At 68.9% G+C, this 18,151-nt stretch carries 14 protein-coding genes and 3 pseudogenes; 12 read left to right on the plus strand and 5 right to left on the minus strand.

What is annotated here, in order from left to right; all coding sequences use genetic code 11:
- Nucleotides 1–8: 8 nt before the first annotated feature.
- Together dhaL and OO67_RS15105 are read right to left on the minus strand one after the other, a co-directional pair.
- Complete coding sequence (dhaL, locus tag OO67_RS15100; protein ID WP_033300537.1) at nucleotides 9–674, minus strand: dihydroxyacetone kinase subunit DhaL; 666 nt, start codon at nucleotides 672–674, stop codon at nucleotides 9–11.
- Nucleotides 675–728: 54 nt separating this feature from the next.
- Entirely contained in the window at nucleotides 729–1,727 is a 999-nt protein-coding gene (locus OO67_RS15105) for a dihydroxyacetone kinase subunit DhaK (RefSeq protein WP_033300779.1), read from the minus strand.
- Nucleotides 1,728–2,374: 647 nt separating this feature from the next.
- Between OO67_RS15105 and OO67_RS37985 the strand changes: the two are divergent.
- Nucleotides 2,375–2,470 (plus strand): annotated as a pseudogene (locus OO67_RS37985) (IS5 family transposase); the annotation flags it as partial.
- Nucleotides 2,471–2,498: 28 nt separating this feature from the next.
- Here OO67_RS37985 and OO67_RS39760 read toward each other — a convergent pair.
- Nucleotides 2,499–2,663 (minus strand): annotated as a pseudogene (locus OO67_RS39760) (hypothetical protein); the annotation flags it as partial.
- A 551-nt stretch (nucleotides 2,664–3,214) separates the two neighbouring features.
- On the opposite strand from OO67_RS39760, the gene OO67_RS38580 reads away from it, so the two are divergent.
- Nucleotides 3,215–3,427 (plus strand): hypothetical protein, encoded by a 213-nt coding sequence (locus OO67_RS38580; protein ID WP_157841679.1) that lies wholly within the window; start codon nucleotides 3,215–3,217, stop codon nucleotides 3,425–3,427.
- Nucleotides 3,428–3,541: 114 nt separating this feature from the next.
- Here the strand turns inward: OO67_RS38580 and OO67_RS15115 are convergent, their stop codons facing one another.
- Entirely contained in the window at nucleotides 3,542–3,934 is a 393-nt protein-coding gene (locus OO67_RS15115) for a hypothetical protein (protein ID WP_033300540.1), read from the minus strand.
- A 139-nt stretch (nucleotides 3,935–4,073) separates the two neighbouring features.
- Here OO67_RS15115 and OO67_RS15120 point away from each other — a divergent pair.
- From OO67_RS15120 to OO67_RS15155, 9 genes and pseudogenes are all read left to right on the plus strand, one after another.
- Nucleotides 4,074–4,461: pseudogene (locus OO67_RS15120) on the plus strand (transposase family protein); the annotation flags it as partial.
- A gap of 78 nt (nucleotides 4,462–4,539) precedes the next feature.
- Nucleotides 4,540–5,265 (plus strand): HEAT repeat domain-containing protein, encoded by a 726-nt coding sequence (locus OO67_RS15125; RefSeq protein WP_341864642.1) that lies wholly within the window; start codon nucleotides 4,540–4,542, stop codon nucleotides 5,263–5,265.
- 233 nt (nucleotides 5,266–5,498) lie between these two features.
- On the plus strand, nucleotides 5,499–5,639 hold the full coding sequence (locus tag OO67_RS38585) for a hypothetical protein (RefSeq protein WP_157841680.1): 141 nt from the start codon (nucleotides 5,499–5,501) through the stop codon (nucleotides 5,637–5,639).
- A gap of 833 nt (nucleotides 5,640–6,472) precedes the next feature.
- The gene (locus OO67_RS15130) at nucleotides 6,473–7,531 is read left to right on the plus strand and encodes a substrate-binding domain-containing protein (protein WP_033300541.1); all 1,059 of its coding nucleotides are present in this window, start codon (nucleotides 6,473–6,475) and stop codon (nucleotides 7,529–7,531) included.
- Nucleotides 7,532–7,570: 39 nt separating this feature from the next.
- On the plus strand, nucleotides 7,571–9,358 hold the full coding sequence (locus OO67_RS15135) for a glycoside hydrolase family 35 protein (RefSeq protein ID WP_033300542.1): 1,788 nt from the start codon (nucleotides 7,571–7,573) through the stop codon (nucleotides 9,356–9,358).
- 271 nt (nucleotides 9,359–9,629) lie between these two features.
- Nucleotides 9,630–10,958, plus strand: coding sequence for an ABC transporter substrate-binding protein (locus tag OO67_RS15140; RefSeq protein ID WP_033300544.1), 1,329 nt, complete (start codon nucleotides 9,630–9,632; stop codon nucleotides 10,956–10,958).
- A 76-nt stretch (nucleotides 10,959–11,034) separates the two neighbouring features.
- Entirely contained in the window at nucleotides 11,035–11,934 is a 900-nt protein-coding gene (locus OO67_RS15145; protein ID WP_051709413.1) for a carbohydrate ABC transporter permease, read from the plus strand.
- Between the two features lie 2 nt (nucleotides 11,935–11,936).
- Nucleotides 11,937–12,866 (plus strand): carbohydrate ABC transporter permease, encoded by a 930-nt coding sequence (locus tag OO67_RS15150; protein ID WP_078597916.1) that lies wholly within the window; start codon nucleotides 11,937–11,939, stop codon nucleotides 12,864–12,866.
- A gap of 47 nt (nucleotides 12,867–12,913) precedes the next feature.
- On the plus strand, nucleotides 12,914–13,894 hold the full coding sequence (locus tag OO67_RS15155; RefSeq protein WP_106972749.1) for a hydroxyacid dehydrogenase: 981 nt from the start codon (nucleotides 12,914–12,916) through the stop codon (nucleotides 13,892–13,894).
- A gap of 67 nt (nucleotides 13,895–13,961) precedes the next feature.
- Here OO67_RS15155 and OO67_RS15160 read toward each other — a convergent pair whose 3' ends face one another.
- Nucleotides 13,962–14,714: a heparin lyase I family protein gene (locus OO67_RS15160; protein WP_051709416.1), complete on the minus strand. Its 753-nt coding sequence runs from the start codon at nucleotides 14,712–14,714 to the stop codon at nucleotides 13,962–13,964.
- A 533-nt stretch (nucleotides 14,715–15,247) separates the two neighbouring features.
- On the opposite strand from OO67_RS15160, the gene OO67_RS15165 reads away from it, so the two are divergent.
- Nucleotides 15,248–17,707, plus strand: a complete 2,460-nt coding sequence (locus OO67_RS15165; RefSeq protein WP_033300546.1) for a polysaccharide lyase 8 family protein — start codon at nucleotides 15,248–15,250, stop codon at nucleotides 17,705–17,707.
- The last annotated feature ends 444 nt before the right edge of the window (nucleotides 17,708–18,151 follow it).

An 18,151-nucleotide genomic window follows, 5' to 3' on the forward strand; every position in this document is an offset into this window, starting at 1 on the left:
GAAAGCGGTCAGCCGATGATCACATGGTGCGCCAGAGTGTCCACGGTTCCGCCGGCGGAGGCGAAGAGCAGAGCGACGCCGACCGCCCCCGGGTCCGGGATGCCCGTCGCCCTTTGACCCAGGTAGCTCGCCCGGCCCATGCGTGCCGTCAGGGACGCCGTGTCCCGCACCCCCTCCCAGGCAGCCTCCGCCGCCCCGGCCAGGGCCTCCGCGGGAGGCGAGTCCTTCGTCGCCAGCAACGCGGCGGCAGCCGGAGCGAGTGCGTCGACCAGTGTCTTGTCCCCTGGTGAGGCATCCCCCACACGACGGATGGCGGCCAAGCCCCGGGCGGCGCCTTCGGCAAGCGAGGCCGTGGTCAGGTCGGGCCCGGAGCCGGCGGCGGCCCTGCTCAACGCCTGGAACAGCAGGCCGAACAGGGGACCGCTGGTCCCCCCGATCTCGTCGAGGAAGGCATCTGCCATGGCGCCCAAGGTCTCCGCGGGACCGGTCGGTCCTTCCATGCGGTCGCACCGCAGACCGGAAGCCCTGACCCCGGCGGCGAGGTTCGCGCCGAAGTCACCGTCTCCCGCCCGCTGGTCGAGCGCGGTCAGCTCGGCTTCGGTGGCGTACACGGACTGCGTGAAGTCACGCATCCAGGCAAGGGTCTGTATGCCGTCGAAAGCGGCGTGCGCCATGGTCTCGTCCTCCTGCTCCTGTGGTGACACTGCGGGATCCGGCATGTACGGACCTCACCAGGACAGCGCCGGCGTGCGGACCGGCGCATCGTAGAAGTCCAGCACGACCCGGTCGGCGACCATAAGGGTCAGGGAGAAGCCCCGCATGTCGAGAGCCGTAACGTAGTTGCCGACGAGGTGCCGGACCAGACGCACCCGCCGTGCCTCAAGAACCCGGTCGAGTTCACCGAATATGCCGTAGAGCTCGAGTGACGTGACCGCCCCCAGGCCGTTGACCAGAGCGACCACCGGCTCTTCGGGGCCAGGGCGCAGTGCGTCCAGCAGAGCGCCGACCATGTCCTCCACCAGTGCACCCAACGGCTGCCAGCTCCTGGTCCGGTCGGCACGCTCTCCGTGGATTCCCACGCCGTACTCGAGTTCACCGGGCGGCAGAGCGAACGCGGGCTCGCCGTCGGCCGGTGCGTGGTGAGCGGCGGAAGCGACTGCGAGAGTCCGGCACCGGGCCGCCACGCTGGTGCCGAGATCGACCAGTCCGCCGAGTCCCATTCCCCTGTCCGCAGCACCGCCCAGGACCTTCTCCACCAGGAGAGTGGCACCTGTGCCACGGCGTCCGGCGGCTATCTCCTCGGAGTCGGAAGCGAGGTCGTCGTCGACCAGGACGCGCCCGCAGGCGACCCCCGCATCGGCGAGCCGTTCGGCGGCGATACCGAAATTGATCCGGTCCCCCGTGTAGTTCTTGACCACGTGCAGCACGCCTTCCGGCCTGGCCACAGCGAGGGACGCCCGGAAGATCTGCCGGTTGTGCGGAGAGGCGAAGATCCTCCCGGGGCAGGCGGCGTCGAGCATTCCCGCCCCGACGTATCCGGCGTGCAGAGGCTCGTGCCCCGCCCCTCCACCCGAGAGCAGACCCACCGTCCGCGCCGGTGCGGTGTGCAGGGCCGTGACGAATCCGTCGGCGGCGTCGTACCCCACGAGATCCGCGTGGGCGCGCGCGAAGCCGGACAGCGCGTCGGAGGCCAGTTCGCCCGCGCAGTTTTCAAAGTACCTGGCCATGAGCGGCACGCCTTTCGTCCCCGGCAAAAGACCGGATGAGCCGGATGGGTCAGCGTCCGGACGAGAACTCCATGGTGAGGGTGACGGTGTGCTTACGGCAACTCGCCCGGGGTGTTCGACGCGTCGAAGGCAGGGGCCGGCCGGACCCCGCAGACCTCCTGACCACTCGACCGCTGAACAGCACCAATCCCCTGGCCGACGGCACACGAGCAGCCCCCGACCACTCCAGCGGAAAGGGCTGCTCCTTGCTGTACTCTCTGCCGGTCCAGTGCGTGAGACCCGGCCGGGCGGACGTCCGCGCCACTGAGCTCGGTCACGCGAGGGCTCCCGTCGAGGTGGTGGTGCCGAGGAATGCGGCCCTGTCGGATGCGGCAGCAGCATCGGTGAGGTCGTCCAGGCTCTGCTCGGTCTGCCGGGCGGAATAGGCGGCCATACCGGCGGCAAGTCGGTCCAGGACGCTGCGGACCAGGTCTTGGCTGGGAGAGCGGAGCCCCGTGCCTGGATCCGCTGCGCCGGGTTCCTCCCAGGACCTCCCGTCTCGTTTAGAACCCACCGGTTCGCACCAGATCGACAACGCACGCCCCGGTGCACACGGCACCCCCGCACACGCCCTGCCCAGTCCGACTGCCGCCGCGTACGCAGGCATCATGCAGCCCTCACGGTCTTATCCCAGCGACCTGTCCGACGCCCGCCGGGAACTCATCCACCCCACCCTCGAAGCCTGGCGCCAGGCCCGCAACGGCTAGGACAAATAGAACAGACAAGCGAGAATCAAGCGCTCACTGAGTCGCGGAAGCGGCGAGGCCGCTGTTGGTGCAGACCCGCCACACCCTGGGACCCGGAAGTCGGGCCCGCGAGGCCCGGCTCTCGTCGGAACGGGGTGATGCCGGAGTTGATCCAGAGCTGTTGCAGCCGGTCCTTCGGGGCGTGAGCGGTCTCGTCGTCGAGGGCGGTGCTGTCGAGGGCGACGAGCCCGGCTTCGCTGAGGTGCCGAGGGCGACTGGGGAGACGAAGGGCAGATTCTCGCCCACGTCGGCATCCCGAAGGCCTACTCGTTCCACATGGCCTTGTCCTACTCGCGAGATTCGTTTCGTAGTGCCCGGCGGATCCGACCGCTTCGGGTGCAGCGGAACGGCCTCGCCCGGCGCGACGTGGCGTCGGACGACGGTCTTGGTTCGGTCGTTGTCGGCGTACGGGTCAATCTACTTCGACGTGCTGGCCGCCTACCCGGAAGCTGCTGATCGCCCTCGTCGGCATCCATGCGCTCTACCCGCACCAGGCCCGAGCGCTGCCCCTGACCGCCATCGACTTCACCCGCGGCCGGCTCACGCTCAGCGACATCGATCACCCCCTCGACGCCTTCACCCGGCAAGGCCGCCGTCGACTACATCCGCCTCCGGCACCAGAGCTGGCCACATACCCGCAACCCTCACGTGTTCATCAGCTCGCAGACCGCGCACACCCGGGCCCCGGTCACAACCGGCTGGATGCAGCCTCTGCTGCGCGGCCTACCGGTCACCGCCCAGCAACTTCGCGAGGACCGAATCCTCGAAGAGGCCGCCGTCACCGGCGCTGACCCGCAGCACCTATACGCGGTGTTCAACATCACTCCGGAGACCGGACTCCGCTACACCCACTTCTTCCACCCCGACCCCACGGACAGCGACGACGTATTCGGCTGCAACATGGAGACATCGTGACCGACCCCCACGCTCACCTGCTCGCCGCCATGATCGACCTCGGCGGCGAGCTGGAGCTCCCAGCTACCCGTAACGGGCGCTTCAGAGGCGCGGTCATCCCGGAAGGCGGCGCGGTCAGCGACGCCGGCCGCCGCCGATGCGGCGGTCGTCGGCCAGTGCGGTAAGCGGGCCGAACTCGCAGGCAAGCTGGTTCCACGTCAGAACCTCGCCGCAGCGGGCTGGGAACTCCTTCGGGTTGAACTCGGGCATGGTCCAGGTGCCAGTGCCCCGGTCCCGCAGCCACAGGTCCCCGTCACCGTCGACCACAGTCGGCGGAACCGGCACGGGCTCGGCCTGATCGGTGGGCTCCCAGGTGACCCGGCCCGGGTGGGAAACGCGGCGCAGCTCGGTGGTGGCCAGCCGCGCGGCCAAGTCACGGGTGGACTCTTCGGCGTCCTTGACCGACGCGAGTCGGAATGCGTCGTCAAGTACGGGCAGGGCTGGATTCTTGCTGCGCTTTGAACTCATACGCTGACTACCTCCGGTGGCGGGCGTCACATCCGTTATGGCACCCCGTAGAGGAACACGGTATCCGAGGCGGGAGCCGGGCCGACTACGACCACTGTCCAGGTGGAGGCGCTGGCACACTGGGCGGTGGGGCTACTGTCGGTTCTCGGCGAACGTGCAGGTCATCATCGATGCGGACAGCCGCCTGGTGATCGCCTCAGCCGGCCCCGTCCCCGGGAACAAGGCCGACGCCCACGCCTGGCGAGAATCGGACCTGCCCGCCATCGCGGCCGGGACAACGGTCATCGCAGACGGCGCCTACCTGAACCGGCTTGATCGTCCCGCACCGCAGAAGAGCCGGACGCCCACTCCTGCGCGGCCAGGAGGAGGACAACGCCGAACACCGACGCGTCCACGCCCGCGTCGAGCACACCTTCGCCCGCATGAAGAACTGGAAAATCCTCCGCGACTGCCGTCAGAAAGGAGACGGACTCCACCACGCCGTCCAGGCCGTCGCAACCATGCACAACCTCGCCATGACAGGCTGAACCAGCAGGTCAAACATCCATACCGGCCTGCCCACACCCACCCTTCTGCAACAACTTTTAGAGAGCGTTCGCTTCGCGGTGGCCATACGCGCTGACATCACCGAGGAACAGCGGGCGGGCATCCCCATCAAGTTCGACCCGCGCATGCACTACTACCCGCTCGACTGGGTCATGGGACTGCACGAGGATCCCAGCGCCATGCGCCGCCTGGCCTCCTCCTCCCACCCCCTGATCCGCAGAAGCGTCGCCCGGGCCCGGCACCTCCCCACGGACGTCGTCGAACGGCTCGCCCGCGACGACGACCGCGTCGTCCAGCTCTTCCTCGCGGAATCCTGCGACGACGCGCCCACCGACATGCTTCTGCGGGTATGGCAGTGGTGGACCGGCAGCCTCAGTGCCCCCGACCGCCCCCACGGCCACCCCAACTTCCCCCGCCGCGACCTACTCCGCCATGCCGACGACCCGAACGCCAGAATGCGCCAACTGGCCTTGGACGACACCGCATCCACGGCGAAGCTGGTCGAGGAGTTCAGCCAGGACAGCAACGAGGAAGTACGGCACCGGGCCGCGTCCGACCCGCGCCTCTCCCCCGCATCCGCGGTCCGGCTTCTCGACGACCCGCACGAACACGTGCGCTACGCCGCCGCCCTCCATCCCAGGCTGCCCGCCCGCGTGCTGGTCCGGTTGCTGCGGGACGCCGACACCGGACAAACCGCGGAACGACACCCGGCACTGCCCGTCCCCGTCATGGAACAGATGCTCCAGCGGATCCAGCACCCGGCCCCGGCCACACCAGGACCGTAAGAAGCCGTCATGCCTCCGGGATCGAGAAGGTCGGGCTGCCGTGCGGCCTCGCAGACGGGCCGGCTTTGAACAGCGACCACCGTCAAAGTCCACGAGGGATGGCTGGGCGCCGAGCCCGGAGGTGCCTCCCCTCCTCGGCTCGACAGGCGCAATGCCGAGACGGAATGCGGGTACCGGGCCGGTGAGGCTGCGGCCACGTTGCCTGACTTGTGACTGACGGAGGAGGCCTCGGCATGGACGGTTCGTTCTTGTCGGCGGACAACCCAACGCCCTTCTGGCCCATCGGCGCGATCATGATCGTCGTCATTACAGTCATCACATTGTCGATCGGAATCTGGCGCAACCGGCGAATGAAGCAAGGCAAGGAACTTTGAGTGAGCGTCACTCTCTGAGCCCCGCTCGCTCCCAGGAGAACAGTCCGAGGCCGCGGGGCGAGCCCCGGGCAGCAGCGAACTCCCGGAGCGAGCGGCTGGGCGCCCCGTGCGTGAGTGATCCTGGATCAGGCGATGTTCCTCGGATCTCCTGACGTGCGTGGGGTGTTGGGGTCAGGCTGTCTGTATGGGCCGTGGGGGCCGACGAATGCGGAGTGGGACCGGCTGGAGTCGTTCTTGCCTCCTGGTGGGGCCTGCGGGGGCCGGTGGAGTGACCACCGTCGGGTGATCAACGGGGTGCTCTACAACGTGGTCATCGACGGCCGGGAACAACCCCGTGCATCCAGTGGAGTTCCTCATTGATTCCAAGACCCGCCCGGCCGGAATCGCCACCGACAACTCCCCGTGCTCGCCGCCCTCGGACTGGAATGGGCAGCGGCGTAGCCGGGCATCGAGGACGGCGTGAGGGGCCACGCCTGAGGCGGCAACGGCCCCTCACGTGGTATCAGGGGTTTTGGCTGCCCTGCGGGAGTGGTCAGCGCCTCACACGGGGACGTCAGGCGTACGAGCCAGATGTGGTGCTACTTCTTACGGGTCGCGCCCGTCGTCGGCCTCGTCGAAAGGGGGCGAACCTCCCAGCCATCCCTCGCACCAGGACCTCACCGACGTCCACGCCACCGTCGGCCTCTTCCGTGTGACCTGGCACCTCCCCGCAGGGAACATCAGAACGAAACACCCACCTGCACAAAATGATTATTCGAACAAAAACGTTCACATGTGCTCATCGGGCGGATAGACTGGCCCTCAGCCACGCACGGAAGAGGGAGTGCTGAAGCATGCATGCCGAAGAGAGGCATCAGGCGATTCTTCACCGGCTGCGCGAGCGGGGCACGCTCCGGGTCACCGAGTTCGCCGAGGAGCTGCAGGTCTCGCCCGTCACGATTCGCCGGGACATCGAGACGCTCGCGGACCGGGGGCTGGTCGCCCGCGTGCACGGCGGCGCCGTCCTTCCGACGGTCCGCGCCGGGACTACGGGTACGGAGCCTGCCGACAGGCCCCCGTCAGGCCGCGGGCAGTTGTCCTTCGGTCTGATCGTGCCGGCCGCCGACTACTACTACCCGGAAGTGATCAAGGGTGCCCAGGAAGCCGCAGGCGAGCGCGGCATCCGGCTGGTTCTGGGCATCTCGCAGTACAGCCCGGAGGAGGAGCGCGCGCAGGTCGGGCGCATGCTGGCCGACGGGCTCGACGGGCTCCTGATCGCGACCTGCGACGTCGCGGCGGCCGCCGCCTGGCTCGACGAGCTGACCATTCCGCACGTATGGGTGGAGCGCCGTCCGGGGGACGAGATCTCCCCCGCCGAGCGGGTCGTCACCGACCACGTGTACGGCGCCCGGCTCGCCGTTCACCATCTCGCGTCGACGCGCCGGCGGATCGGGCTCATGGTGCGTGAGGACAGCCCGCACAGCGAACCCCTCGTGGACGGATACCGCAAGGGCCTGGTCGCGGCCGGGCTGGACGTGCCCGCGGACGGCATCTTCCGCATGCCGCCGCCGGCCGGTGACGCCGTCCGCCGCGAGGAGGTACTCGGCGAGTTCGCCGGCGCGGTCACCGACGGCCGGCTGGACGGCGCCCTGATCCACAACGACCACGACGCCCTCGTGCTGCTCCAGCGCCTCCGGGCTCGCGGCATCGGCGTCCCCGGTGACCTGGCCATCGTGGCGTACGACGACGAGGTCGCCTCCCTCGCCGACATCCCGCTGACCGCCGTCGCCCCGCCGAAGCTCGCGGTGGGTGTCTCCGCCGTCGACCTGCTGGCCAAGCGCGTCGCGGACCCGAGCCGTCCCCGCCATCTGCTCTCGATCCTGCCGGAATTGCACGTCCGCGCCTCCACCTGATCCCCCGTTCACGCGGTACGCCCACCCGGAGAACCCCTCATGTTTCGTATATCGCCCGAGGGGTTCTCCCTCGACGGCCGCCCCCTGCGCCTGTTGTCGGGGGCCCTGCACTACTTCCGCGTCCTGCCCGAGCAGTGGCCGCAGCGGCTGCGGATGATGCGCGCCCTGGGACTCGACACCGTGGAAACGTACGTTCCGTGGAACCTCCACGAGCCGCGTCCGCAGGAGTACGACTTCGCCGGGATCGCGGACCTGGACCGCTTCCTGCACGCCACACGCGAGGCCGGGCTGCGCGCGATCGTCCGGCCGTCGCCCTACATATGCGCCGAATGGGAGAACGGCGGTCTGCCCTGGTGGCTTCTCGCCGACCCGGAGGTACGGGCGCTGCGCTGCCAGGACCCGGGGTATCTGGCCCGTGTCGACCGCTGGTACGACCGCCTGATCCCCTTGCTGGCGCCGCACCAGGTCACCCGGGGCGGCAACGTCCTGATGGTGCAGGTGGAGAACGAGTACGGGTCCTACGGCACGGACACCGGATACCTGGAGCACCTGGCCGCCGGGCTGCGCGGGCGCGGCATCGACGTACCGCTGTTCACGTCGGACGGACCGGACGACTTCTTTCTCACCGGGGGCACGCTCCCGGGGCGTCTGGCCACGGTGAACTTCGGTAGCCGCGCTACGGAGGCCTTCGCCGGTCTGAGACGGCTGCGGCCGGACGATCCGGCCATGTGCATGGAGTTCTGGTGCGGCTGGTTCGATCACTGGGGCGCCGAGCACGTCACACGCGATCCGAACGACGCCGCGGATTCTCTGGCGGAGATCCTGGCGGCGGGGGCGTCGGTCAACCTCTACATGGCACACGGCGGGACGAACTTCTCCACCTGGGCCGGCGCCAACACGGAGGACCCGGCAACCGGTGCGCGCTATCTGCCGACCGTGACGTCGTACGACTACGACGCGCCGATCGACGAGCGGGGCGGTGTGACGGAGAAGTTCCTCGCCTTCCGGGACGTGCTCCGGCGGTACACCGACGGGCCGCTGCCCGAACCGGAGTCTCCGGCTCCGCTGCTGCCAGCCGGCCCCGTGGAACTCACGCAGTCGGTCCGGCTGTTCGACGTCCTCGGCCAGCTGACGCACACGGAAATGCAGGCCGCCGAGCCGCCGTCGTTCGAGGAGCTCGGGATCGGGCACGGTCTCGTGCTCTACACCTCCCGCATCCCCGGCCCGCGCGGGCCCTACCCGCTGTCCGTGCACGGACTCGCCGACCGCGCACACGTCTTCGTGGACGGCATGCCCGTCGGCGTGCTGGAGCGCGACGGGATCGAAGCGGTCGACGGCGTCCGCGTCGCCGGGACGCATGCGCGCGTGGAGCTGCTGGTGGAGTCGATGGGCCGGGTCAACTACGGCGCTGGGCTCGGGGAACGCAAGGGAGTGAGCCGGGTCCTGCACACCCAGCAGATCCTGCACGGCTGGAACGCACGTGCGGTGGAGCTGGGCCACGGAACGCCGGACGGGCTGCCGTGGGTGACCTCGTCCGGTGCCGCCGGTAACACGCCCGATGCACGTTCGGGACCCGTCTTCCACCGGGGCTTCCTCGATGTGACGGAACCGGGTGACACCTATCTGGCGCTGCCCGGATGGGGCAAGGGTTACGCGTGGGTCAACGGCTTCTGCCTGGGACGGTACTGGGAAGCGAAGGGCCCGCAACGGGCACTGTACGTACCGTGGCCGCTCCTGCGCGCCGGACGCAACGACCTCGTGATCCTGGAGCTCGACGGCGTCGCGCATCCCGTCGTGGAGCTGCGCGACGTCCCTGATCTCGGCTGAACCCCTTACGCGGCGACCCCGAACCCATCAGCGCGGCACCCCGGATCGGGCGGCCGCCCCCGTGAACGCCTCCTGCCGGACCCGGCAGGAGGCGTTCTCCGTTACCCCGGCGCCGCACGGTGCGGTGGATCGCCTGCGCGCATGATCACGGAAGCCGATCGATATCGCTTCTTAATGTTCGTTTGTTCATTTCCTATTGACTCTGATCGTTCCTGGCCGAAAGATGTCGTCAACTCGCCGCCATCCGTTGGCCTCTCGTAGGAGTACCGCCATGCCGCCCGTCACCCGTTCGTCCTCCACCACTGTCGCCGCCGCGATGGCCTCCCTGGCCCTGCTCGTCACCGCCTGCGGAGGCGAGGACACCACCGCATCGGACGCCGGTACCGGCACCGCCGGGAAGCCCGTGGAGATCACCTACTGGTCCTGGATGCCCGGCACCGCCGACATGACCGAGGCGTTCAACGCGTCACACCCGGACATCAAGGTCACACACGCCGAGATCCCGGCCGGCCTCAACGGCGGCTACGACAAGATCTCCAAAGCGGTCAAGGCGGGCAACGCCCCGGACGTCGTCAACCTGGAGTACCAGGCCGTGCCCGACTTCGTGACCCAGGGGCTCCTCCGCGACTCCAGCGCCGAGCTCGGCGAGTCGGTCAAGGAGTACGCCCCCGAATCGGTGCAGAGCCTGGTCACGCTCGGGGACAGAACGTGGGCCGCCCCCTACGACGTCGGCCCGCAGACGCTCTACTACCGCACCGACCTCTTCGAGCAGTACGGCATCGAGGTACCCACCACCTGGGCCGAGTTCAAGACCGCCGCCGAGAAGGTCAAGACCGCGTCCAAGGGCGAGGCGCGGCTGCTCGACTTCTGGGGCGACGACACCGCCACCTGGGCCGGTCTCTCCCAGCAGGCGGGCGCCCGGTGGTACAGCGCGACGGACGAGGCCTGGAAGGTGAACATCACCGACCCCGCCACCAGGAAGGTCGCCGACTACTGGAAGGACCTGGTCCAGGACGACTTGGTCCTCAACCACAAGGGGTGGAGTCCCGAGGCCACGAAGGCGGTCACCGATTCCAAGGCCATCGCGCTGATCGGCGCTTCGTGGAGCGCGGGTTCCATCAAGACCACGTATCCCGGACAGGCCGGCAAGTGGGCCGAGGCCCCGCTGCCGCACTGGGGCAAGCCGGTCACGGGGGCAGTCGGCGGTTCGGCCTTCGCCATTACCAAGGACAGCAAGAAGGCCAAGGCTGCCGCCGAGTTCATCTCCTGGGCCACCACCGACGGCGAGGCGGTCAAGGCCCGACTCGCGGCCGGCACTTCCAGCGGACTGCCCGCCGCCGAGGACCTGCGCGCCGCCGCCAGGTCCACGTTCGACACCGCGTTCTTCGCCGGCCAGGACGTCTACGCCGTCGCCGGGGCCCAGGTGCCGAACATCGCCAAGGACTGGACCTGGAGCCCTGTGCACAACTCCACGACGATGACCATGCAGGCGGAATTCGGCAAGGCCCAGAAGACCGGCGAGTTCTGGCCGGCGTTCGAGGCCGGTCAAGCGGCGGCCCGGAAGGCGATCACCGACCGCGGCCTGAAGCTCGCCCGTTGACCCTCGAGTCCCGAGCCGTCGGGGCGGGGACCGGTCCCCGCCCCGACGCTCCGCCCCCTCCAAGGAGCTAACGCCGATGAACACACGGCTCGGCCGCGGTCAGCGCACCACACCCGTCCTCTTCGTCGCCCCCTTCTTCATCCTCTTCATCGCCACGCTCGTCGCCCCCATCGGGTACTCCCTGTGGATGAGCCTGTTCCGCGAACAGGCCACGAGCGGTCTCGGATTCGGCGGGACGGAGACCGTCTTCGTCGGTGCCGACAACTATCTGCGCGCCCTCGGCGACGCGTCGTTCCACCGCGGCTTCCTCCACATCGCGCTCTACTGTCTGATCTACATCCCGGTGATGGTGGGAGGGGCGCTGGCCCTGGCCCTGCTGGTGGATTCCGCGATGGCCAGGGCGAAGAAGTTCTTCCAGCTGGCGTATTTCCTGCCCCACGCCGTGCCCGGACTGATCGCCGCGATCATCTGGGGGTTCCTCTACACGCCGGGGCTCAGCCCCGTGATCGATCTCCTGCGGACCGTCGGCGTGGAGTGGGACTTCCTCGGCCCGGACGGGGTCGTCCTCTCCATGGCCAACGCCGCCGCCTGGCAGTGGATCGGCTACAACATGGTGATCTTCTACGCCGCGTTGCAGGCCGTGCCGAAGGAGACCCTCGAGGCGGCCACGGTGGACGGTGCGGGACAACTGCGTACGGCACTGGCGGTGAAGCTGCCGATGATCCGGTCCTCCGTCGTCCTCACCATGCTCTTCACCGCCGTCGGCGCTATCCAGTTGTTCAACGAGCCGGAGGTGCTGCGCAGCCGGTCGTCCGCCATCTCACAGGACTGGAGCCCGGTGATGTACATCTACCAGGCCGCCTTCACCGAGCACGACTACGGACTGGCGGCCGCGGCCTCGCTGCTGCTGGCGCTCCTGGGTGCCGCCCTCTCCTTCGTGATCACCAAGCTCGGCACCCGCTGGAAGGAAGTGTGACCATGGCCGCCACCGCGCCCCCTCGCCCACCGGCCCCGGGCAGGTCCCCGGGCGGTGCCGGCACCGCCGGCCCGTCACGGCGGGCACGGACCTCCGGACCGGCCCGGTCGTCGAAAGCAGCCGTCAACACCCTGCTCGCCGTCGTGGCCGTCTACACACTGATGCCGCTGAGCTGGCTGCTGGTCAACGCGACCAAGAACAACGGTGACCTGTTCGCCAGCCCTGGCTTCGAGCCGGCCGAGTTCAACCTGCTGACCAACCTCACCGGACTCTTCACCTACCAGGACGGGATGTTCGGCCGCTGGCTCGCCAACAGCCTGCTGTACTCGGTGGTCGGCGCCCTCGCCTCCACCTTCGTCTCCCTGCTCGCCGGCTACGCCTTCCACACGTACGACTGGTGGGGCAAGGAGAAGCTGTACGGCCTGGTGCTGCTGGGCATCCTCGTCCCCCACACCGTCATCTCGCTGCCTATGTACCTGATGGCGTCCGAGGTCGGGCTCGTCAACTCGTACTGGTCCGTGCTGATCCCGGGCCTGGTGAATCCCTTCGGCGTCTACCTGGCTCGGGTCTTCTCGGAGAGTTACGTCCCCGGGGAGACGCTGGAAGCAGCCCGCATCGACGGCGCGAGCGAACTGCGCACCTTCCGTTCCGTCGCCCTTCCGATGCTGTCCCCCGCCTTCGTCACGGTCTTCCTCTTCTCCTTCACCGGCAGCTGGAACAACTTCTTCCTGCCGCTGGTGATGCTGAACGACTCCACGCTCTATCCGGTCGGCCTCGGCCTGTTCAACTGGAACGCCACACTCCCCCAGGAACCGCAGCTCTACTCGTTCGTCATCACCGGATCCCTGGTGTCCGTCGTCCCGCTCGCCGTCGCCTTCGTAGCGCTGCAGCGCTACTGGCGCTCGGGCCTTACCTCAGGAGCCGTCAAGTGACGTCCCCGTCCTCCACGCCATACCGTCGCCCCCGCACGGTCCTCGCGATGGATCCGTCAGTCAGGGACGCGCTGTTCGACCAGGAATCGTTCACCCGGCTCGCCGTCATCGCCGACACCGACCACTCCCTCGTGGTCGAGGACTTCAACGACCCTGCCTCCGCCGCCGCGCTCGCCGAGGCGGAGGTTCTCTTCACCGGCTGGGGCTGCCCGCCTCTCACGGCGGACGCCCTGGCGCGGATGCCCCGGCTCCGCACCGTGGTCCACGCTGCGGGATCGGTGAAACATCACATCACCGACGCCTGCTGGGAGCGGGAGCTGACCGTGACCTCGGCCGCGGGGGCGAACGCCCTGCCGGTCGCGGAGTACACCCTGGCGGCCATCCTGTTCGCCGGTAAACGAGTCCTGGCCGCCCAGCGGACCTACCGGCGCAAGCGCGCCCGGGTGAGCGCCATCGACGTGATCGGGACGGGCGGCAATTACGGCCGCACGGTGGGTGTCGTCGGTGCGTCCCGCATCGGACGACGGGTCATCGAGCTGCTGCGCCCGCACGACCTCCGGGTGCTCCTGTACGACCCGTACGTCGACGAGGCGGAAGCCACCCGACTGGGCGTGACCCCGGTGTCCCTGGACACGCTCGTCCGCTCCAGCGACGTGGTGACCATTCACGCCCCCGAGCTCCCGGAGACTCGTCATCTCTTCGACCGGGAACGACTGGCGCTGTTGCCGGACGGCGCGACGCTCATCAATACGGCGCGCGGTTCGCTGGTCGACACCGAGGCGCTGACCGAGGAGCTGGTGTCCGGCCGGGTCGACGCGGTGCTCGACGTCACCGAGCCCGAGGTCCTGCCCGCCGCGTCCCCCCTGTACGACCTGCCCAACGTCCTTCTGACCCCGCACGTAGCCGGTTCGGCCGGTAACGAACTGGCCCGGATGACACACGCCGCGCTGGACGAACTGGAGCGGTACGGCCATGGCCTCCCGTACGCCACTCCCGTACGGGGCGAGGCGCTGACCCGGACAGCGTGAGGGAGAAGCGGGGGCCCGGGCCCGGGCGGGCATCGGCCCTGAGTGACGTCAGGGCCGATGCTTCCCGTCAGGTGACGTCGGCGTACGACGTCCCCATCTTCAGGCTGTCGACGCGGTTGATGAGGGTGGTGGAACCGTCATCGCGGTCGTACACACCCCACTTCGGCTCGTTCGCGCTGTCCCAGGTGCGACAGGCGTACCGGGTGCTGCCGTCGGCGAGGGTCTGCTTGGTGCCGTTGAAGTACAGCTCCACCCACCCCGAGGAGGCCGTGCCGGACGTGCGGATCCCAACGGCGAACGCGTTCCAGTCGCCGGCGGTGACGGGCTCGGACCAGAGCATCTGCCAGTCTCCACCGGTGGTGACATGGAAGAGACGTGCCGAGCCGTCCTTGATCGTCATGATGAGCGGGTAGTTCTGCTGGGCGTTGGGGTAGGACTTCCACTGCCAGACGACGAAGTCTCCGCTCACGGAGGAGAGCTGGCTCTCCCACCCGAGGTAGTAGGTGGAGCCGGCGGCGAAGGCGTAGCGCGAGGAGCCGTTCACGGAGACGCCGCGCGATTCGCAGCGGATGTCCCCGCCCGGCTTGGTGTAGCGGAAGACCGTACCGTGCGGGGTCCCACTGGCAGCCGTGATCAGGCTGCCGGGGGCGGGACACTCGACGCTTCCGAAGACGTTGGTGCCCTTGGCGGCGTCGCCGTCCCAGATGCCTGCCGCCTGCGCGGAGGCGGTGGAGAGCAAGGGCCAGGCCACGGCTGCGACAAGGGCTGCAGCGGTGGCTGCGCGTGCTGCCGGTGTGCGTGTGCGTGCGTGGATTCCCATGTGGAGGGTCCTCTTCGTCTTCGAGGGGCGGCCGAGAATGCGCCGTACGGTGGGCGCTGAGACACGTATGAAGGGCCTTCGGGGGGCACTTTCGTTCCGGGACGACCCTCCCCGCCAGGCGCCCGGCAGGGGCCACGGCAGTGAGGGCAGCGGCCGCCGGAGCGAGTGAAAGGTTCGACAAAGCCGTTGCAGGTGGCCGGAGTTGGTCCAGGCGGCCGTCTGTTGGTCCGCAATCCTGAAGAAGCGAACGTGGGAAGTCAACGGGCTGATCGAACAATCCACTTGTGTTCGGATCCAGTCCGTTTTCCGGTGATGACGACACCGGGCACGCCGAACCCGGTCGGCGCCGTGCGCCCACCCACAGGCACGAATGGCCCGGTCGACCCCGTTCGTCGGTCGTCGCAACGACGAAATCGGGGCAGCCTTACCCCATGCTCGATCGATCAATAATGTTCATACCATTGTTCGTTCGATCGAAGCGTGCTAAAAAACCGCCTACCCAGTCTCTGTCCGTCTTCGATCTCGGAGTACTCATGACGACTTTCTGGTCACGCCGCGGAGCCCTCGCCGCGTCCGGCGCCGGAGCGTTGGCTCTGGCCCTGCCTGCCCCGGGCGCTGCCGCACTTCCGGGCGCTGCCGCACTGCGGAGCGCGCCCGTGGAAGAGACACTCGCCGACGAGTACGCCGCCCTTCGAGCGAAGTGGCGTGCCCTGCTGCTCGGTGAGGGCTTCAGTCCCACCGCCGAGCCCTTCAGGACCAAGCTCGCCACGCTGGGTTCGACAGCGCGTGGGTACCTGGCCGCCATGGCACCCGCCGAGGGTTCGCTGTGGCCCGACAACGTCTATGCGGACCCTGAACCCGACAAGGACACCGAGTCCTACACATACTCGGCGCAGATCCAGAATTCGTACGGCAAGCTGAGGACGATGGCCGAGGCGTACGCACAGCCCGGCACCGGCCTGACCGGTGACCCCGCACTGCTCGCCGCCGTCCTCACGGGCATCGGCCACCTCGGCACCCAGGTCTACAACGAGTCCCAGGCGCCGTACGGCAACTGGTACAACTGGCAGATCGGCGCTCCGCAGGCCCTCCTGGACATCTGCCTCATACTCGACGACCAGCTCCCCGACGAACTGCGGTCGGCGACTGCCGGTGCCATCGACCACTTCGTGCCCGACTCCTCCGTAGCGGCGTACTACGGGACCAGCACCGGTGCCAACCGGATCGACCTCTGCCGGGTTCTGGCCCTGCGCGGCGCCCTGGACGGCACGGCCGCCAAGGTGGCTCTCGCCAGGGATGCCGTCTCGCCGGTCTTCCCGTACGTCACCTCAGGCGACGGCCTGTACGCCGACGGCTCACTGGTCCAGCACACATGGGTCCCGTACACGGGTTCGTACGGCGCTGTGCTCATCGACGGGCTGAGCAAGCTGTTCGCGCTGCTCGGCGACTCGGCCTGGGCCATCACCGACCCGCAACGGCAGATCTTCCTTGATTCCGTGGAGCACGCCTATGCCCCCTTCCTCCACGACGGGCTCATGATGGACGGCGTCTCGGGCCGGGCGATCAGCCGCGGACTCGTGGCCGGTGACCCGGCGAAGGTCCAGCAGGACGACCATCTGCGCGGTCATGCCATCATCGCGTCGATCCTGCTCCTGGGGCAGGGCGCCGGAGCCGACGAGAACGCCCGCTGGCGCGCTATGGCCAAGGGCTGGTTCGGCCGGGACCGGTACAGCGACGTCACCACCGGCCGCACCCTCGGGGTGGCACCGCTGTCCCGGGTCATCGCGCTGCTCGGCGACTCCTCGGTACGGCCCGCCCCGGAGACGAGCGGTCACAGGGTGTTCCCCGGCATGGACCGCGCGGTGCACCGGACCCCGGACTTCACCGCCTCCGTCTCGATGTCCTCCAGCCGGATCACCTACTACGAGAACGGGAACGGCGAGAACCTGCGGGCCTGGCACACCGGTTCGGGGATGCTCTACTGGTGGGGGGCGGAGGGAGAGGGACAGTACAGCGACGGTTACTGGCCGACCGTGGATCCCTACCGGCTGCCGGGCACCACCGCCTCCGCCAAACCACTCGCGGACGGCGAGGGCGGCATCTGGGGCGCGGCAAGGCCCGACGTTGTGTGGGCCGGTGGAGCCTCGGACGGTACCCACGCCAGCCTGGGCCAGCACCTGAAGGGGCTCTCCTCGACCCTGGAGGCGAAGAAGTCCTGGTTCTTCCTCGGCGACTCCGTCGTCTGTCTCGGGGCCGGCATCACCGGTGGCGACGGCACCAGGGTCGAGACCGTGGTCGACAACCGCAGCCTGGGCGCTGACGGGACGGCCGGGCTCACGGTCGACGGCCGCACCCAGCCCGGCGGCTCCTGGTCCGCGACGCTCAACCGGGTGCGGTGGGCGCACGTGGCGGGACACGCCGGCTACGTCTTCCCCGGCGGAACGACGCTGACCGGCCTGCGCGAGGAGCGTACCGGCACCTGGAAGGCCATCAACGGCGGTGGCTCCGCCGATCCGGTCACCCGGCGCTATCTCACTCTCCTCGCCGACCACGGCGTGGATCCGAAGGACGCGGAGTACGCCTACATCCTGATCCCGGGAGCGAGCCGTGCCCGCACGGCCGCACGTGCGGCCGATTCGCGATGGCTGGACATCCTCGCCAACTCGGCTGCCCAGCAGGGCGTCCGGGTGCCCTCGTCCGGCTTCACCGGGATCAACTTCTTCGAAGCGGGGACTGTGGGACCGGTGACGGCCGACGCGCCGGTCAGCGTGCAGATCCACGAGAAGCATGACGGCACGGCGGTTGTCTGCGTCGCAGACCCCGGCCGTACCGTCAAAGGCCTCACTCTCACCTGGAGGCGTCGGGCGCGTTCGGTGCTGACCCGGCCGGGCACGCTCACCGGGGTCGGCACGGGCTCCGCCCTGACACTACGGTTCGGTGACCTCAGCGCCACGAACGGCGTCACCCAGACCGTAAGGGTGCGCACGGCCTGACCACACCGGCAGGCTCGTTCCCCCTGATGTGTCGTGCAGGCGTCCTCGGGCGCTGTCGCCCGGACCGTTGTGTGCGCCAGGCTCAGCACGAAGACGGGCGGGCCTCTTACCAAGCGGTGCGCAGAGCGTCGAGGAGGCTGTAGCTGTCCCGGGCTCCGGAGATTGCGGAGCGTCCGTCGACGACGGTGAACGGGGCGCCGGTGACGAGGGGCTGGGGACGATCTCGCGGCAGCATCGGGTGGGCATGCAGACGCTGGTGAAAGCGAGGAAGTGGACACTGCGACCGGTAGGCACGGGGCGCTGTGTCACGAGCCCCGACGGAGGGTCGTGAGGCCAGGGGTGGCGACACTTCTGGCAACTCAACGGCTCATGGGACGGCTGCCTTGGGTCCGGCAAGCGTCAGACGACTACGATCAAGGTCATGGACATCGGGGGGGGTGGCCG

The sequence above is a fragment of the Streptomyces atroolivaceus genome (genome assembly GCF_000717025.1).
Classification (GTDB): domain Bacteria; phylum Actinomycetota; class Actinomycetes; order Streptomycetales; family Streptomycetaceae; genus Streptomyces; species Streptomyces atroolivaceus.

What these genes read in the sequence shown, in the direction of transcription:
- dhaL (WP_033300537.1), bottom strand. Translation starts at nt 674, where the DNA reads ATGGCGCACGCCGCTTTCGACGGCATACAGACCCTTGCCTGGATGCGT.
- OO67_RS15105 (WP_033300779.1), bottom strand. Translation starts at nt 1,727, where the DNA reads ATGGCCAGGTACTTTGAAAACTGCGCGGGCGAACTGGCCTCCGACGCG.
- OO67_RS38580 (WP_157841679.1), top strand. Translation starts at nt 3,215, where the DNA reads ATGCAGCCTCTGCTGCGCGGCCTACCGGTCACCGCCCAGCAACTTCGC.
- OO67_RS15115 (WP_033300540.1), bottom strand. Translation starts at nt 3,934, where the DNA reads ATGAGTTCAAAGCGCAGCAAGAATCCAGCCCTGCCCGTACTTGACGAC.
- OO67_RS38585 (WP_157841680.1), top strand. Translation starts at nt 5,499, where the DNA reads ATGGACGGTTCGTTCTTGTCGGCGGACAACCCAACGCCCTTCTGGCCC.
- OO67_RS15130 (WP_033300541.1), top strand. Translation starts at nt 6,473, where the DNA reads ATGCATGCCGAAGAGAGGCATCAGGCGATTCTTCACCGGCTGCGCGAG.
- OO67_RS15135 (WP_033300542.1), top strand. Translation starts at nt 7,571, where the DNA reads ATGTTTCGTATATCGCCCGAGGGGTTCTCCCTCGACGGCCGCCCCCTG.
- OO67_RS15140 (WP_033300544.1), top strand. Translation starts at nt 9,630, where the DNA reads ATGCCGCCCGTCACCCGTTCGTCCTCCACCACTGTCGCCGCCGCGATG.
- OO67_RS15145 (WP_051709413.1), top strand. Translation starts at nt 11,035, where the DNA reads ATGAACACACGGCTCGGCCGCGGTCAGCGCACCACACCCGTCCTCTTC.
- OO67_RS15150 (WP_078597916.1), top strand. Translation starts at nt 11,937, where the DNA reads ATGGCCGCCACCGCGCCCCCTCGCCCACCGGCCCCGGGCAGGTCCCCG.
- OO67_RS15155 (WP_106972749.1), top strand. Translation starts at nt 12,914, where the DNA reads ATGGATCCGTCAGTCAGGGACGCGCTGTTCGACCAGGAATCGTTCACC.
- OO67_RS15160 (WP_051709416.1), bottom strand. Translation starts at nt 14,714, where the DNA reads ATGGGAATCCACGCACGCACACGCACACCGGCAGCACGCGCAGCCACC.
- OO67_RS15165 (WP_033300546.1), top strand. Translation starts at nt 15,248, where the DNA reads ATGACGACTTTCTGGTCACGCCGCGGAGCCCTCGCCGCGTCCGGCGCC.